At 54.0% G+C, this 16,318-nt stretch carries 14 protein-coding genes and 1 pseudogene; all 15 read left to right on the plus strand.

Going from position 1 to position 16,318, the window contains the following annotated elements:
- Window positions 1-42: 42 nt before the first annotated feature.
- A complete protein-coding gene (locus ACTID9_RS08735; protein WP_441070813.1) occupies window positions 43-1,044 on the plus strand; it encodes a substrate-binding domain-containing protein in 1,002 nt (333 codons plus the stop codon).
- Window positions 1,045-1,261: 217 nt separating this feature from the next.
- The gene (locus ACTID9_RS08740; protein ID WP_441070814.1) at window positions 1,262-4,324 is read left to right on the plus strand and encodes a hybrid sensor histidine kinase/response regulator; all 3,063 of its coding nucleotides are present in this window, start codon (window positions 1,262-1,264) and stop codon (window positions 4,322-4,324) included.
- Window positions 4,325-4,404: 80 nt separating this feature from the next.
- The gene (locus ACTID9_RS08745) at window positions 4,405-5,421 is read left to right on the plus strand and encodes a pseudouridine-5'-phosphate glycosidase (protein WP_441070815.1); all 1,017 of its coding nucleotides are present in this window, start codon (window positions 4,405-4,407) and stop codon (window positions 5,419-5,421) included.
- 248 nt (window positions 5,422-5,669) lie between these two features.
- On the plus strand, window positions 5,670-6,287 hold the full coding sequence (locus ACTID9_RS08750) for a DNA-3-methyladenine glycosylase family protein (RefSeq protein ID WP_441070816.1): 618 nt from the start codon (window positions 5,670-5,672) through the stop codon (window positions 6,285-6,287).
- Window positions 6,288-6,497, plus strand: a pseudogene (locus tag ACTID9_RS08755) (DNA alkylation repair protein); the annotation flags it as partial.
- An 86-nt stretch (window positions 6,498-6,583) separates the two neighbouring features.
- The gene (locus ACTID9_RS08760; protein WP_441070817.1) at window positions 6,584-7,714 is read left to right on the plus strand and encodes a deoxyribonuclease IV; all 1,131 of its coding nucleotides are present in this window, start codon (window positions 6,584-6,586) and stop codon (window positions 7,712-7,714) included.
- A 150-nt stretch (window positions 7,715-7,864) separates the two neighbouring features.
- The gene (locus ACTID9_RS08765) at window positions 7,865-7,987 is read left to right on the plus strand and encodes an Ada metal-binding domain-containing protein (RefSeq protein WP_441070818.1); all 123 of its coding nucleotides are present in this window, start codon (window positions 7,865-7,867) and stop codon (window positions 7,985-7,987) included.
- Window positions 7,988-8,145: 158 nt separating this feature from the next.
- Window positions 8,146-8,298 (plus strand): hypothetical protein, encoded by a 153-nt coding sequence (locus ACTID9_RS08770; RefSeq protein WP_441070819.1) that lies wholly within the window; start codon window positions 8,146-8,148, stop codon window positions 8,296-8,298.
- A 132-nt stretch (window positions 8,299-8,430) separates the two neighbouring features.
- Window positions 8,431-8,631: an ankyrin repeat domain-containing protein gene (locus tag ACTID9_RS08775; protein ID WP_441070820.1), complete on the plus strand. Its 201-nt coding sequence runs from the start codon at window positions 8,431-8,433 to the stop codon at window positions 8,629-8,631.
- Window positions 8,632-8,951: 320 nt separating this feature from the next.
- Window positions 8,952-9,323 carry a CidA/LrgA family holin-like protein gene (locus tag ACTID9_RS08780; RefSeq protein WP_441070821.1) on the plus strand — a complete coding sequence of 124 codons (372 nt, stop codon included), beginning with the start codon at window positions 8,952-8,954 and terminating at the stop codon, window positions 9,321-9,323.
- On the plus strand, window positions 9,320-10,000 hold the full coding sequence (locus ACTID9_RS08785) for an LrgB family protein (RefSeq protein WP_441070822.1): 681 nt from the start codon (window positions 9,320-9,322) through the stop codon (window positions 9,998-10,000). The genes ACTID9_RS08780 and ACTID9_RS08785 overlap by 4 nt, the downstream gene beginning before the upstream one ends.
- Before the next feature lie 657 nt (window positions 10,001-10,657).
- A complete protein-coding gene (locus ACTID9_RS08790; RefSeq protein WP_441072507.1) occupies window positions 10,658-12,850 on the plus strand; it encodes a hypothetical protein in 2,193 nt (730 codons plus the stop codon).
- Window positions 12,851-12,881: 31 nt separating this feature from the next.
- Window positions 12,882-14,057: a HEAT repeat domain-containing protein gene (locus ACTID9_RS08795; protein ID WP_441070823.1), complete on the plus strand. Its 1,176-nt coding sequence runs from the start codon at window positions 12,882-12,884 to the stop codon at window positions 14,055-14,057.
- Between the two features lie 16 nt (window positions 14,058-14,073).
- Window positions 14,074-15,501: a glycosyltransferase gene (locus ACTID9_RS08800; RefSeq protein WP_441070824.1), complete on the plus strand. Its 1,428-nt coding sequence runs from the start codon at window positions 14,074-14,076 to the stop codon at window positions 15,499-15,501.
- 7 nt (window positions 15,502-15,508) lie between these two features.
- Entirely contained in the window at window positions 15,509-16,300 is a 792-nt protein-coding gene (locus tag ACTID9_RS08805) for a response regulator transcription factor (RefSeq protein ID WP_441070825.1), read from the plus strand.
- The last annotated feature ends 18 nt before the right edge of the window (window positions 16,301-16,318 follow it).

A 16,318-nucleotide genomic window follows, 5' to 3' on the forward strand; every position in this document is an offset into this window, starting at 1 on the left:
AAAAACACGTAAAAAAATTTGATTGAGGGGGCGTTCACTCAGATGAAACGATGGAGGAATTTGGCAGGGGTGCTTAGCTGTGGGGTACTGATACTTGCGGGCTGCGGGACACAGACAGGAGCCGGCGGACCAACAGCTGGCAGCAAGGACAAAATTGTTGTCGGCGTAACAAATATCACGATGAAAGAGTCGGTTTACCAGTTCATGAAAACAGCCGCCGAGAATAAGGCAAAAGAGCTTGGAGTGGAAGTGATGTGGCAAAGCTCCGAGCTGGACCCTTCCGCGCAGATGAATCAAGTGCAAAATTTCATCGCGCAAAAGGTAGACGCGATCGTGATCGAACCGGCCGATCCACATGCGGCCAAGCAGCAGGTCATGCTGGCAAAACAGGCAGGCATTCCGGTCATCAATCTGGAAGGGCTGATTGAGGGGGCCAAAACCGATTTGCGGATCGTCGGCGACAGCGTCAAGGTAGGGGAAGCACAGGTAGAGAGCTTTCTTCAGGAGTGGGGTGACAAACCTGCCAATGTCGTGATTCTCTCCGGAACGAAAGGTGACGAGGTGGCGGAAAGCATCACGAAAGGCAATCTGAACATCATCGGAAAACATGCCAATTTGAATGTTGTGGGGAGTCAGTACCACACCAACTGGGACAAACAGCTGGCGATGAATACGATGGAAAATCTGCTGGTGAAATATAAAAATGACATCCAGGTTGTCTTCGCGAACAACGATGGCATGATCGCAGGCGCCATGAAAGCCGCCGAAAATGCAGGGGTAAAGGACAAAATCATTTTTTACGGAGCAGACAATGACAAAAGCACGGTGGAAGCGATTTTGAAGGGAGACCCGGTGCGAACGATTGACAAAGGGGCGGTACTTCAAGGTGAACGCGTCGTAGAAGGCGCAGTAAAGCTGGCAAAAGGGGAAAAGCCGCCGTCTGATCAAGTGGTCGATGACATCCCGGTATGGTATACGCCGATTACGCTTGTGGATAAAAACCACCTAGAGGCAGCGAAGCAAAAGTTTCCGGAACTGTTTTGAGTTTTCACCCCAGGTATCGCATAACAAAAAGCAGTGGGACGCGCTCATTCCGGTCTGACTGCTTTTTGTTCTGTAAAAACGGACCGGCTTGCTCGGAGCGAGCCAATTCATGATGATCGATTTGTTTGCTTGACACGGCAGGGACGCACCTCTTATCGTGGACAATGGATACTACCATGAAAAATCAGGAAATGCGGCTTGGATTGAGGGGAAGCGCATGTCGAATAAAGGGAAACTATTGGTCGTATTTGCCGTGTTTTTGCTGGTGACTTGCGTCCGCCTGGGGTGGCACGATTTATCCGGCTCCCCCCGGATGCCGGTCGCGAGGCAAGGGGTGCTGGATGCCAGAGGCTGGGATTTTGCGCGCAACGGCGCGATGAAACTGAATGGCGAATGGGAGTTTTACCGTGGCGGGCTGTATACGGCAGACCAGCTTGCTGCACATGCGGGGCAAAAGCTCACCGTCAACGTGCCAGGCGTGTGGGACGCTTATGTGAACGAGCAGACGAATACATCGTTCGGGTATGGCACCTACCATCTGACAATGCTTCTGCCCGAGAGCAGCCAGCGTGTATGGGGCGTTCGGGTTGCCAATATACGATCGTCACATCGGCTGTTCATCGACGGACAGAGCGCAGGAGAACAAGGCCGCCCATCTGCAAGCGCGGATGATGTGGTCGCCCGCAATGTTCCCTATGTGACATATATGGAAGTAACGGGGAACCGGCTTGATCTTGTGCTGCAAATTGCGAATGCCGATTTTGGCTCCGGGGGCGGGATCTTTGAACCGATCATGGTCGGGCCTCTGCAGGAAATCGTAGCGGCCAAACGCAGTTCCGAATATTTCGATGCGATCGCAGGCAGTCTGCTGCTGTTGTTTGGCATCTACTTTTTCATGCTGTATGTCCACAATCGCCGCTTTACGGAATTCATCTACTTTTCGTTATCGAATCTGTTTGCCGCGCTTTACCTGGTTACCCATCGGGAGCGGATCGCGCTCGACTGGTTTGACTTGTCGTACGATTGGGTGACGCGCATTCAATTTCTCTCCATGCTCGGGCTTGTCATCTCCTATTCGTTGTTCATGAAAAACATCGCCCGCCAAACATCGGGCGGAAAAGCGGGCAGCATCCTGCTGGCACTGACCGGTTTGTGCATTGTCCAGGTATTGCTGCTGGACGCGGACACCTTCACCCGCCTGAACGCGTGTTACATTTTCGTCTCATGGATTACCGTTATGTATCATTTTGTTTGGCTGCTTCGCAGCGTGTGGTCGAACCATGCGAGCTTGATGTGGGTTGTGATCAGCACGTGCAGCATCTTATATAACGGCGTGTTTGAAAATTTGCGTTTTCTCGGCTGGATTCAAGACGACGGCTGGGTGCCGATCGAGATACTTGTGTTTGCCATTTCGCTTGCGATGTTAAGCTCGGAGCGGTTTTTCGCGACGTTGACAAAAGCGGAACAGCTGTCGCAGCAGCTATTGACGCTGGATAAGGCGAAAGACGAATTTTTGGCCAACACCTCGCATGAGCTGCGCACGCCGCTCCATGCCATGATGAATATTGTCCAATCCGTCATCGAGGGCGGAGCAGACGAGCTGAATGAGCGGCAGAAGGAAAATCTGCAGCTCGTCTTGGGCGTAGGGAAGCGGCTGACCCATCTCCTGGATGATTTGCTCGATATTTCACACTTGCAGGCAGGGATCGAGCTGAAGCGGACGAGCCTTGCTGTGCATGATGTGGTCGCTGTTGCCATGGATGTGATGCGTTTTTTGACGGACGAGCATGCCGTGCGTCTCGTCAATCGGGTGCCCGAACAGCTGCCGCGCATCGCCGCCGACGAGCAGCGATTTCTGCAAATCATCTTTAACTTATTGTATAACGCAATCAAATTTACGCCGGCGGGTACGATTGCGGTGGAAGCGGAGCGAAAGGGCGGGATGGTTGAAATTCGCGTGGCGGATACGGGAATTGGCATAGCGGCAGAGAAACAGGCATCCATTTTTGACATGTTCGCGCAGGGCGAAGAAGGAAAAGAAGGGAAAGGGCTTGGGCTGCACATTAGCAAAAAGCTGGTGGAGCGGCATGGCGGCACGATCCGCGTAAGCTCCGAACAAGGGCGCGGCACAATCTTTTTCTTTACGATGCCGATCGCGGGGGCGACGGAAGAAGTCACCGCCACTGCAGCGAACGAGCAAATTCTCCGCGAGTCGCTTGCGCACATGCAAACGGCAGCGGCGGCTATGCCGCAAGTGCCGGACACCAGGCAGCCGCAGCACGAGAAGACGGGAGCACATATTTTGCTGGTGGACGACGATCCGACCAATCGCTATGTGATGGTGAATTTGCTGGCGGCGGAACCGTATCAGATCACCACCGCGACCAATGGGCGGGAGGCGCTGGCCGCGCTGGCACAGCATCGCCGCTGGGACCTGGTGATCCTTGACGTCATGCTGCCGCACATGTCGGGCTACGAGGTGTGCCGCCATCTGCGGCAGCTGTACACGCCGTCGGAGCTGCCCGTTCTGATGGTCACCGCCCGCAGTCAAAAGGACGATTTGCTCGCAGGCTTTGCCGCAGGTGCCAACGACTATGTGACAAAGCCTGTGGAAGCGTTTGAGCTGCGGGCAAGGGTTCGCACGCTGATCAGGATGAAGCAGTCTGTCAGCGAGGTGATTCAGGCGGAAATGGCGTTTTTGCAGTCACAAATCAAACCTCATTTTTTGTTCAATACCCTCAATACGATTTTGGCCGTCAGCCAAAAAGACGTGGAGCGGGCGCAAGATTTGCTGATCGACTTAAGCACGTATTTGCGCAACAGCTTTGACTTCGAACAGCATGAACACATGATCGCGATCCAACGCGAGCTGGAGCTGGTGGAAGCGTATCTTCATATTGAGCAAACCCGGTTTGGCGACCGGCTGCACGTCGTCTGCGAATTCCCGGATAACCCAGGCGGCCAGGTCCCGCCGCTGACGATTCAGCCGATCGTGGAAAACGCCATCAGGCACGGGGCGATGAAGCGGCTGTCGGGCGGCACCGTGAAGATCACGGTCTACGCCGAGGATGACCATCTGGTGGTCACGGTTGAAGATAACGGCCCCGGTTATTTGGCGGATGAAGCGCTGCCGGCCGTCGACAAACGGAACCGAAAAGGGGTCGGGCTGCGCAACATCGAAAGACGCTTGCGGAATATCGGCGCCGGGCTGGAGATTGAAAGCGAGTCGGGGAGCGGCACAAAAGTGACGATCCGTATCCCGCAAACGCTGGGCGCGTAACATTGCTCGGCGACGCGGCAAAACAAGGCTGACGGGATGAAAAGGTGCGGGCACTACGCATAAGGCGTGGTGCTTTTTGCATGACAGCGATTTGGATGGCTGAAAATCTGGCCAACTGGATGGCGACACGGGGGGCTGCGGTTTTTACAATGGTGGGTGCATGGAACAGCCATTGTAGGGAAAAGGAGAACACGATGATCGAATACTTGTCTTATTCGGAAGAAATCGCGTATGCCATGGCGCAAAGGCTCCCCGTCGTCGCGCTGGAAACCGCTGTTTTTGCACATTCGCTGCCGTATCCGCGGAACGTCGAAATGGCTGAGCAGCTTGCTGCGGACATTCGCAAACATGGCGCAGTTCCGGCGTTCATCGGTTTTTTGCAGGGACGAATCAAGCTCGGACTTCACGCGGACGAATGGGAGCTGCTGGCTGATCAGCACCCGAAACGGCAGGTGGCAAAGGTGGGACGGGGCGACGTTGCAGCAGTTTTGGCGGCTGGCAAAACCGGAGCCGCGACTTTTGCAGCCGCCCTGTACGCAGCGCAATTGGCAGGGATCAAGGTGGCAGCGACCGGGGGAATCGGCGGTGTGCACCGTGAAGGCGAGCCGATTTGGACCGTCTCGGCCGATATGCCTGAACCGGGGCGGGCACCGATCGCGGTCATTTGCGGGGGATGTCCATCCGTATTGGACATTCGCAAAATGCTCACGTACTGCCGAACGGATGGCATTTCCGTCGTCGGCTATCAGATCGAGGAGTGCCCCACGTACTATTCGCCGAACAGCGGATATCGGCTCGAGCGGCGTCTGGATGATGTGGAGGCAATCGCCCGCATGCTGCAAGACAACAGCACGGTGATCGTACATGGTATGGGGCCAGAAATCCGAGTCGAGCAGTTGCAGATGGAGGACATCATTGCATCGGCGATTGCTGAAGCGAAGCGGCGCGGCTTCTACGGGCAAGGCGTGACACCGTTTCTGTTCGCCAGGGTGGAGGAGTTCGCGAAAGAGCGGAGTGTCGATGCCCATCTGGCCATGATGGCAAACAATGCAGGGGTGGCAGCCGCCGTAGCACGGGCAAGCCTGTCCCAGACATGAAACAGCGATCCGTCTATGACTTGAAAACGAAGTCGTAGATGGACCGCTGTTTTTATTGCCTGCCGTTGCCCGCTCCCTATCGGCGATCCAGTATGCTCCAATTATTCGGATTCGTTGGTAACGTCTTCTGCCATTTCACAATCTTGCTTTTCTATTGCAATTTCGTCGTTTTGGTGCAGACAGATGCGATAGAGTCGTGCTACAAAGGAAAAAATGGATCATAGATGCGGACGGGGGAGCAGAGGCACATGGGGATGGTTGCGACGAAATGTTTTCGATATGGCAAAAAAGAAATCGAGTTTTTGACCCAGGCGGATCAAGCGCTGGGGGAGGCGATGAAGCGGTTGGGCATGGTGGAGCGCACGGTCATCCCCGATCTGTTCGCCGCCCTGGTTCACGCGATCGTTGGTCAGCTCATATCCGCCAAAGCGGCGCAAACCGTGTGGGAGCGCATGCAGTCACGGCTCGGCGAAATCACGCCGCACAACCTGACCATGCAGCCAGCAGAGCTTATTCAGCAATGCGGCATCACGATGAAAAAGGCGTTGGTCATCAAAGAGATTGCCACAAGCATCATGAAAGGGACGGTTCGGCTACAGGAACTGTGCGAATTGTCAGATGCCGAGGTGATCAAAAAGCTGATGAGCATCAACGGAGTGGGCAGATGGACGGCGGAAATGATGCTGATCCATTCGCTGGAGCGTCCGGATGTCGTCAGCTGGGGCGATGTCGCCATCCGGCGCGGCATGATGAAGCTGTACGGCCTCGATGCGTTGACAAGGGACCAATTCGAGGCATACCGGCGCACATACAGTCCGTACGGTTCCGTCGCTTCGATCTATTTGTGGCGCATCTCGTTTGAATAAAAGGCGGCCGTCTGGGAGTTTTTGCAGCCGTACCTCGCGTCCCCAAACGACTTTGGCGTCGTGATGCTGCTTGATTTTTACAGCGAAGAAGCATATATTCAGAAGGTCTTCGCATGGTTACGTACAACAAGGCGCTGCAAAAAATAACCGCATCCAATCGCGTTGATCCGAAAAACAAAAAAGGTTATTCGACAAATGAAACGAAAATAGTTACAGGCCGTTTGTGCCAACGGACGAAAACAGGAACGAATCGCAGGCAAGGCTTGCTTATGAGTGAAAAAAGAGGAGTGTTTGTCATGTTGAGAATCGGATCACATGTGTCTTTTTCCGGCAAAGGGCTGCTGAATGCCGCGGAAGAAGCGGTCGCGTACGGCTCAAGCACGTTCATGATCTATACGGGCGCACCGCAAAACACGCGCCGCAAACCGATTGAGGAGCACTATATCGAACAAGGCAAAGCGATCATGGAGGAGCAAGGCATCGGGGAAATCGTTGTCCATGCGCCTTACATCATCAATCTGGGCACCTTTAAAGATGACAATTTCGAATTCGCGGTGCAATTTTTGCAAGAAGAAATCCGGCGGACCGCTTACATCGGAGGCGCGAAAAACATCGTGCTCCATCCCGGCGCCTATACGGAAATGGATGCGGAATACGGGATCAAGCGGATCGCAGCAGGGCTGAACGAGGTATTGAACGGTGTCCAGGATCATGACGTCAACATTGCGCTGGAAACGATGGCCGGCAAAGGGACCGAGGTAGGCCGCAGTTTTGAGGAAATCGCCGCGATCATCGACAAGGTCGAAGCGAATCACAGGCTTTCCGTCTGCATGGATACGTGCCATATTCATGATGCCGGCTACGACGTCGTCAATAATTTCGACGGCGTGCTGGAGCAGTTCGATCGCATCGTCGGGTTGGACCGGCTCGCTGTTGTCCACTTAAACGACAGCAAGAGCCTCATCGGTACAGGGAAAGACCGCCACGCTCCGGTGGGAGCCGGCATGATCGGCTTTGACGCGATGAACCGGATCGTGCACCATGAAAAAATCCGCCATCTGCCGCTCATTTTGGAAACACCATGGATCGGCAAGAGCAAAGAAAAGCTGTATCCGATGTACGAAGCGGAGATCGCACTTCTTCGCGGCGATGCCGAAGGCCGATTCGGCGCGGCATTCATTACCGATGTCGAAAAACTGGCAGACTTTTTCCGCAAGCAGGAAGTGGATCGGCGCGATTTTGTCATCAACACATGGCACCTGCTGAAAACCGACGCGAAGGCGAAAAAGGCGGACGGTCGGGAGCCGATGGAACGATTGTACGACATGGTGACGGAGGCCGACCTGTTTGAAGGCTTGGCTGAGGAAGAGATCAATTTCCGCCTGATCGGCTGGTTTGCCAATGTGCATGCCGCACAGACCGTGTGACGGCAGCGGCAAAACCTTCACGCTGCTAGGGGCGGACGGGCTTTTGTATCAAAGCAAAACGCCCGGAACGCTCGGCGGGTATAAGCCACGCAAGCTGTATGGACGTTTGGACTGCCCTTCCGCACTGCGTGAATCGCCCGTGGCGGCTATGTGAAGCATCGCGTGTTTTTTGCGGATGAGCAGACGGCGATTGCGGCAGGGTATCGACCTTGTGCCATCTGCTTGCCTGCTGCCTACAAACAGTGGAAAACGGCAAAAGGTGTGACAGATTGAAGGCGGCAATGGCGATTGTAACGAAGTGGATGGGTAAAATAACGAAAAAGTGGATGGTTTTCTCCCTTTTCTTTCACCCTATAATCAGGATGGGGCGTGTCGTTGGTAGGTGGGACGGCAGCTGAGGGTAGAGAATGCCAATGTCTGGAGGATTGTGTATGGGTAGCGGATTTATTATCGTCATGGTCGTCATGTGTGCCTTCATCGTGTGGATCAGCATATGGGTCACCAACAAGGCCTATGCGAGAAAACCCGACGTTGTGGACCCGATCGAGACGAATCAGAATAAATGGGATGACAAAAAAGAGTGACGGCAAAGCGCTCCCCCTATGGCCTCGGAAGAGAGTAGGGCGGAGTTTTTTTTACAAAATGACCCAGTTGGAAGCGATGTCTTCTATTATAATAGGATGGAAACAGGTCCATCGTGCAGGGAGGAACTGAGGATGGCTCACACTCTCTTGCTGGCTGCAAAAAATGGGGAGACAAGCGTCGTTCAAGATTTGCTCGCACGAGGAGCTGCCATCAATGTACGTGATGCGGCAGGGCGCACGCCTGTCCTGCTCGCGGCACATGGCAGCCATATCGAAACCGTGCGTTTCCTGATTGAAGCGGGTGCTGATGTGAATCTGCGGTGCACCCGTTGAGGTACCCAAAAAAACCCGGTCTCGAACACGCAGTGCGTGCGGGACTGGGGTTTTTGTCTGAACGCCTATCTGAGACGATTCGCGGCAACCGCACGATGGGCAAAGGAGCGCCAAAGCACAAGCGCTCAGGATGGGCTGGCAGATTTTAACTGGCCCGGGGGATGATCGACTGCCAGACTCTTGATGGGGAAGGCTGCGACTTGCGCCCGAGAGAAGGTCGTCATTATAGACATATGGAATGAAAACCATGCGATAAATTCATTTCATTTATGAAAAGAGTTTCCCTATACTAATCGTAGGGAGAGGAGACGACAAACAAAATGAAGCGAATACTGAAACTGATTGGCCAAGTGATTTTCTTCATCGTCATCGCCAGGCTGGCGGATGCGGTGGTGGCTTGGCTGCATCTGCCCATTCCGGGCGCCATCCTGGGAATTTGCGCGCTGTTTGCGCTGCTGAAGCTGAAGGTCATCCGGCTGGATTGGATCGAAACGGGCTCCAAATGGCTGCTCTCCGAGATGCTGTTGTTTTTTATCCCGGCGACAGTCGGCATCGTCAATTACAAAAGCTTGGTGATGAAAAGCGGCCTGTCGATTGCGCTTACCATCATTTGCAGCACAATCGTCGTGATGCTGTGTTCCGGTTTGATCGGTCAAATGATCACCCGGCGCAAAGAAAGGATGACGACATGATGAGCGCCTTATTCTGGCTGTTTTGCACGATTGCGGTGTACGTCGCGGCAAAACGATTGTACCGGGCATTCCCCCAAATTTATCTCACGCCGCTGCTCGTGACGCCAATCATCATCATTGCGGCGATCGAGCTGTCCGGCGTTTCATTTGATACGTACAACCAAGGGGCGAAATGGTTGAGCGATATGATCGAGCCTGCCACAATCGCGCTGGCCGTCACCTTGTACAAACATTTTGACGTGATGAAAAAGAATGCGAGCGCCATTTTGATCAGCGTCGGCTGCGGCGCGATCGCGGCGATCATCACCTCGGCGGGTCTCGCTCATCTGTTCGGCTTGACGAATGCGATCATGGACAGCCTTGCGCCGCGTTCGGCCACAACGCCGATCGCGATTTCCATCTCCAAAATCATTGGCGGCGTGCCGACGATCACGGCGGTTGCCACCTTGGTGACCGGATTGCTCGGCATGATCATCGGCCCTTTGATCGTCAAATGGTTCCGGATTCACAGCCCGATCGCCCGAGGGGTTTTGTTCGGCACCAGCGCCCACTCGGCGGGGATCAGCAAGGCGCTGGAATATGATGGCGTCTCCGGCTCCGTCGCCGGGATCGCGATGATGGTGACCGCCTTCGTCACACTATGTGTGGCCCCGTGGCTGATGATGCTGTTTCAATAACGGGCTGACTGCATGGATCGACGACAGCTTACAACCGAAATGAGCATGTTGACTCCCCGAAAACGGGTGAGGCAGCATGCTTTTTTTGTTAGAAGTGCAACCGCGGCTTAAGCCAAAAGCATGGCGTAGCCAGGTTTTCTCACTATTGGCGCCCGATTCTGCTTAGAAAGGGTTAAAACCGTAAAGTTTCCGTGATGTTTTCGCACAATTCCGTCGATCGCAATTAGTTGCAACCTACCAATTTTCATCCTTCGCCTGCGCAAATTAGTTGCAACCTCTCACTTTCCCCCCATCCATTACCAGCGGAAAACTGATCCGATTTCCTACGCATTCTCTGCAACCTTTTCGATACGGGAAAATAGTCGGATGAGGTTGCAGACTTTTTTCCTGAATAGATTGACAAATTTATCCTTCTGTCAAAAAACATTAATTTTTGATGAATATCGATGATGATCATATATGGGGACATGGGTCTATGGGAACAAGCTGTTTCGGGATTATATAATGGCAACAAAGCTGGCTGCATTTTACAAAAACTGACAAATGGTGCGTGGAATGCGTTTTCCCCATCATTTCACCATATTGAGATGCAATCGCGGCGTGAACGAATAGGAGGTCGAATGAGTTTTGGCACGGAATAAGAGGCGGCTTGGCTGGATGAGCTTGCTCGCCGCTGTTGTGGCAGGCGCGGGTTTTCTTACCTGGTACTGGCAGCCGCCGCCAGTTGAAAGCATGCAGACGACCGATGGCGTCAAGCTGAAGTTTCGCACGCAGGGAGATCAAATCGAAATCTATCAAAACCAAACATGGCAGCCTTTCTTTGCGAAGGGCATGAACCTCGGCGCGTCGCTGCCGGGGCATTACCCAGGTGAGCTGCCGATGACCAAAGAGGACTATTTGCGGTGGTTTGCCATGATGGATGAGATGGGGGTCAACGTGATCCGCATCTACACGATCCATTCGCCGGTTTTCTATGAAGCATTGGTAGAGTTCAATCGAAAGAAACAGGGCGAACCCTTGTATTTCATGCAAGGGATCTGGAGCCCGGAAGAAAAGCTCGCCGAGAAAAAAGATGCATATCTGCCGGAGATTCGCCAGGAGTTTCATCAAGAGATCGCGGATGCGGTCGGCGCGGTGTACGGCAAAATCACCATCCCGGCAAAACCGGGGAAGGCGAGCGGGACCTATCGCGCCAATGCGGGACCGTACCTGCTCGGCTGGCATACCGGAACGGAATGGGACCCGGTGATGGTGCAAAAGACAAACAAGCTGCACCAGAAAGACGCGCTTCCGCCAGGCACGCATTTCCAAGGGACGAAACAGGCGACCCCTTTTGAAAAGTGGTTGGCCGAGATGGTGGACGATGTGGCGACGCAAGAAAGCCAGTATGGCTGGCAGCATCCGATGACCTTTACCAACTGGGTGACGACCGATCCGTTGTCACATCCCGGTGAGCCGATTTTGCAGGAAGATTTGGTCAGCGTTGATCCGACGCACATTCAGGCGACGAATTGGCAGGCGGGTTTCTTTGCCTCCTACCACGTCTATCCGTACTATCCGGATTTTTTCCGGTATGACAAGACGCTGCAGACGGTGAAAAACAAGAATGGCCAAATCGATACGTACAAGGCGTATTTGCAAAAGCTCAAGGCGTATCACAAAAACATGCCGGTCATGGTCACCGAGTTCGGGGTGCCGGCTTCCTGGGGAACGGCGCATTTGGGCAATCTGGGCCGCGACCAAGGCGGACATTCCGAAAAAGAACAGGGGCAAATCGACGCCGACCTGCTCAAAGAGATTCATGAGGAAGGATATGCGGGCGCCATCCTGTTTGTGTGGCAGGACGAATGGTTCAAAAAAACGTGGAACACGATGAAATATGAGCTGCCGGAAGACCGCCGGGCGTTCTGGATCAATGTGCTGACCAATGAATCGGTGTTCGGCGTCCTCGGGATGTATCCGGGCAAAGAAGATGCGCTGGCGATCGACGGCGATGTCCGTGATTGGGACAAGCTCAAGCCGGAAGAGAAGCAGCGGCTCGCGATCCAGATGCCAGGTGTCAAAGAAATGTGGATGACCCATGACGAAGGGTACGTCTACGTCATGACGAAGCTGGACCATGCGTTTACCCCTGCAGCCGAGACGCTGTATCTGGGGGTCGACACGCTGCCGGGCGGAAATCGCCATGCTGCTGAACTGGGCGGGCACACGCTTGACGAAGGCTTGGACACCTTGATCGAGCTGGGCAGCGACAAGGAGAGCAGCGTGCGCATTGCCTCCAATTACGATTTCTTCACCCGACTCTATGGAAAACGATACGGCATGCTGCAGGTTCCGCCGCAAGAGCAGCAAGATAATTCGGGCATCTTCAATCCGTGGAAGCTGGCGGTCGGTTTGGAAATGGAGCCGCCTGACAGCAAGGCATACCATCCGTTGGAAGCGGTGAACGCGGGGCAGCTGGTGAGAGGCACGTCCAATCCGCACGATCCGGCTTACAATTCGCTGACCGCATGGCAGGCGAAAGGGGACACGGTGGAAATACGTATACCGTGGATGCTGCTCGGATTCACGGACCCAAGCTCTTTGCAGGTGATGAGCTACCAGGATGCGGGGAAAACATTCCGCACCGAAACGACCAAAGGCATCCGCCTGCTGCCATGGATCGTCGAGCGAAAAGGCAAAAGCGTGGTCGGGCTGGGGCCGGACACGACGGTGGTTCCGGTATCCAAACTGCCGCGCTACACATGGCAGCCATGGGAGCAAGTCCACTATGTCGAGCGGAAAAAGCAAAGCTATGACATCATGCAAAAGGCGTTTGGCGAGATAAGCCCGCAGCAGGCAAAAAAATAGAAACCATGTGTGGATAGGAGAGGAGATTTTCGTGGAGACACATTTGGCGACAGCAATTACCTTCATCTACGCGCTTACGGGAATAACGGTCATTGGGCTGATTGTGCTGTTTGCGATCAAGCTGCGGCATGTTGCAGAAGAAAAGCGGACGGCGCGCTGCTTAAAGACCCATCAAGACTATTTCCAGTACGTACAGGCTTACATCGAGGAGGAAGAGCGGCTGCAGCTGCCGCCCGGCACGGTTACGCTTGCCGAGCGGCGGATCATCCAGAAGAAGCTGTTTGAATTGATCGAGCGCTTCAACGGCGCGCACCGCGAAAAACTGATCATGCTGTGCCAGGACTTGGGACTGGTGGAGCATGATTTGCAAAGGCTGCGCAGCTGGCGCAAATGGACGCGCATCGATGCGGCCTACAATCTCGGCACGATGCGGTCACCACAGGCCGTACCCGAGCTGCTCGGGCTGCTTCGACGGAGCAGCTACGATCCGAGCATCTTCATTATCGCCCGAGCCATTGCCAAATGCGCGCAGGACGAGGGTACGCTGCGCGAGCTGGTGAAGCTGATGAGCGGCTATCAAAAAAGCTTTCATCAGCTCATCGCGGATATTTTGAGCGAGTCGCAGGTCGATTTCATCCCGCTGTTGATCTCGTTGTTGAAAGAACAGGACCAGGAATTGGTCAAAATCGCGCTGGTCGGTCTTGCCTTCCACGCAGAACCAGGCATGGAAGGGCCGCTCGCCAGCTTGAGCCGCTCGACGGACAAGGAAGTGAGAATCAAGGCGATCAAGCTGCTCTGCCGGGACAGCCGCTTCCTGACCAAAGAGCGGATCAACCGTTTCATGAGTCACGCTGATTGGGAAGTCCGGGCGATTTGCGCGAAAGCGATCGGCGACTTGGGCCTGCAAGGCTACATTCCATTGCTGAAAAAAGCGGTCGGCGATTCCAACTGGTGGGTCTGCCGCAACAGCGCGCATAGTTTGGCCCAGCTTCATGTCGATGGTTTTGTGGCGCTGTGCGAAATTTTGCAGGAAAACAACGAATCAGGCAAGCTGGAAATGGCCTATCACGTCATTCAGGAAGAGCTGGAAAAAGGCGAATCGATGCAGTCTAATCTGGACGTGCAACTCGATTACAATCACAAACTGCATGTGTATCAAAAGCTGAATCAGCAAAAGACAGCTGCGATGCACGCGCTGGAAATGTAGCAGGAAGGAGGAAGACATGAGGGAGTTTCTGCTGTACTACGGCATTTTTGCCATCTACTACGTCATTGCGATCAATTCCATGTATTTTTTCATCATGCTGTGTTCGTTCAAGAACATCATGTCGATTTTGAAAAGCTCGGTCTATTCGCGCTTCCAGAAGCTGTCCGGCTCCGAGTACGTGCCGCCGATCTCGATTCTGGTTCCGGCCTACAACGAGGAGCTGACGATCATCGAAAATGTGCGTTCCCTTCTGTCCCTGAATTATCCACGGTATGAGGTGATTGTGGTCAACGACGGTTCGAAGGACGACACGCTGCAAGTGTTGATCGATCAGTTTGAACTGACCACGGCCAAGCATTTGCCGATCAACCGCGTGCTGTCGACATCAAAGGTGAGAGGGATTTACCACAACCCCGCCTACCCGAACCTGTATCTGATCGACAAGGACAACGGGGGAAAAGCGGACTCGCTCAATGCCGGGATCAATCTTTCCCACTACCCGCTGATCGCCTCGATCGATGCGGACTCCTTGCTGGAAAAAGACGCGCTGATCCGGATCGCCAGAGTGTATATGGAAAATCCGGAAGAGACGGTGGCAATCGGCGGCGACATCCGCATTGCGAACGGCTGCAAAATCGAGGACGGGGTCGTAAGCGACATCCGCTTGCCGAAAAAGCTGCTGCCGATGCTGCAATGCGTCGAGTATCTCAAGGCGTTTCTCGGCGGCCGGATCGGCTGGAGTTCGATCAACGGGCTGATCATCGTCTCGGGTGCGTTCGGCGTGTTCCGCAAAGACTATGTGGTCAAAGTCGGCGGCTACCGCGAAGGGTATCCCGGCGAGGACATGAACATCATCATCAAGCTGCACAAATACATGCTGGAAAACAAGCTGCCGTACCGGATCGCGTTCGCCCCGGATGCGGTGTGCTGGACCCAGGCGCCCGACACGTTCAAAATCTTGGGCAGCCAGCGGCGCAGATGGGGCCGGGGGAATTTGAAAAACATGATCGAGTACGGCAAAAACATGGTGCTGCGCCCCAAATACAAAGTGTTCGGGATGATCACGCTGCCGTTCAACATCTTGTTTGAGACGCTTAATCCGTACTTCCGGATTACCGGTCTCTTGGCGCTCATCGGCTATACCGCCCTCGATATGACGAACAGCAAGATTTTGCTGGTATACGGGCTGCTGAATGTCCTGTACGGCGTGCTGCTTGGCGTCGGTTCGCTGCTTCTTGAAGAAATCGCATTTCGCCGTTATCCGCGTGTGCGCGATATCGTCAAAATGCTTTTCTATACAATCCTTATGTTTTTTGGCTATCGCCAAATCGGCGTCATCTGGCGGTTCCTTGGTCATATCGAGTTTTTGCGCAACAACAACTCATGGGGAACGATGACGCGCACCAGCTGGAAGCTGGAAGAGAAAAAAACGATGACAGGTTAGGAGGAAAATGACGTTGAGCAGTCTCGTGCAAACTTTTTACCAGTTCCTTACCCATTGTGAAGAAAACCGGTTATCATGCGGAGCCATCCTTGCCAGATGCAAAAATTTTTCCAAGGAAATGCTGGACAGCCTGCGATTCGATCTGGAAAAGGAGCGGCCCACGGCAGTAGCGCAGTATGTCTTTGACGCAAGCAAGGGCATTCTGGGCGTCATCGTGGAGGGACAAAAGCTCAGCGACACCCATTTTCATTGCTTGTTGGTGAAGGATTACTTGCTGCAGCGCAATTTGCTGGGCGGGTCCCTCCTGGTGGCGAGCTTTCCGGAAAGCGCGGAAACCGCATCGGAAATGCTGATTCGCATGATCCAGGAAATCAAGGAGCCGGGCGTGCTGGGGGCGATCAACATTTATGACCATCGCATCGAGCAAAGGCAAGAGGAAGCAGCCCGCATCCTGTTGATCAACAACGATGAAACCGTGACAGAATTTTTGCGCATCTACCTGCAGCGCAAAGGATACCAGGTCCATGTCGCGTGCGATGGGATGGATGGGGTGACCAAGTACCAGGAAATCGCGCCTGATCTGGTCATTACCGATCTGAACTTGCCGATCATGAATGGCTACCAGTTGATCGAGCGCATCCGCCGCGAGCCAAAACCGGCAAGCAAAATAGTCGTGTTGACCGACAAGCGGCTCGAAGAAGACGTCAGCAAATCATTTGCCATGGGGGCATCGGATTACATCACGAAGCCGTTTTCCCCGACAGAGCTGGAAGCCCGTGTCAAACGTTTAATTTCATAACATAGAGGAGAGAACCAG

The sequence above is a fragment of the Brevibacillus fluminis genome (genome assembly GCF_052072235.1).
Lineage (GTDB): Bacteria > Bacillota > Bacilli > Brevibacillales > Brevibacillaceae > Brevibacillus_D > Brevibacillus_D fluminis_A.

Excerpts from the sequence above, each read along its gene's own strand:
- ACTID9_RS08780 (WP_441070821.1), top strand. The coding sequence starts at position 8,952 with ATGAAGCGAATACTGAAACTGATTGGCCAAGTGATTTTCTTCATCGTC.
- ACTID9_RS08750 (WP_441070816.1), top strand. The coding sequence starts at position 5,670 with ATGGGGATGGTTGCGACGAAATGTTTTCGATATGGCAAAAAAGAAATC.
- ACTID9_RS08735 (WP_441070813.1), top strand. The coding sequence starts at position 43 with ATGAAACGATGGAGGAATTTGGCAGGGGTGCTTAGCTGTGGGGTACTG.
- ACTID9_RS08800 (WP_441070824.1), top strand. The coding sequence starts at position 14,074 with ATGAGGGAGTTTCTGCTGTACTACGGCATTTTTGCCATCTACTACGTC.
- ACTID9_RS08790 (WP_441072507.1), top strand. The coding sequence starts at position 10,658 with ATGAGCTTGCTCGCCGCTGTTGTGGCAGGCGCGGGTTTTCTTACCTGG.
- ACTID9_RS08805 (WP_441070825.1), top strand. The coding sequence starts at position 15,509 with ATGACGTTGAGCAGTCTCGTGCAAACTTTTTACCAGTTCCTTACCCAT.
- ACTID9_RS08775 (WP_441070820.1), top strand. The coding sequence starts at position 8,431 with ATGGCTCACACTCTCTTGCTGGCTGCAAAAAATGGGGAGACAAGCGTC.
- ACTID9_RS08740 (WP_441070814.1), top strand. The coding sequence starts at position 1,262 with ATGTCGAATAAAGGGAAACTATTGGTCGTATTTGCCGTGTTTTTGCTG.
- ACTID9_RS08760 (WP_441070817.1), top strand. The coding sequence starts at position 6,584 with ATGTTGAGAATCGGATCACATGTGTCTTTTTCCGGCAAAGGGCTGCTG.
- ACTID9_RS08785 (WP_441070822.1), top strand. The coding sequence starts at position 9,320 with ATGATGAGCGCCTTATTCTGGCTGTTTTGCACGATTGCGGTGTACGTC.
- ACTID9_RS08745 (WP_441070815.1), top strand. The coding sequence starts at position 4,405 with ATGACAGCGATTTGGATGGCTGAAAATCTGGCCAACTGGATGGCGACA.
- ACTID9_RS08770 (WP_441070819.1), top strand. The coding sequence starts at position 8,146 with ATGGGTAGCGGATTTATTATCGTCATGGTCGTCATGTGTGCCTTCATC.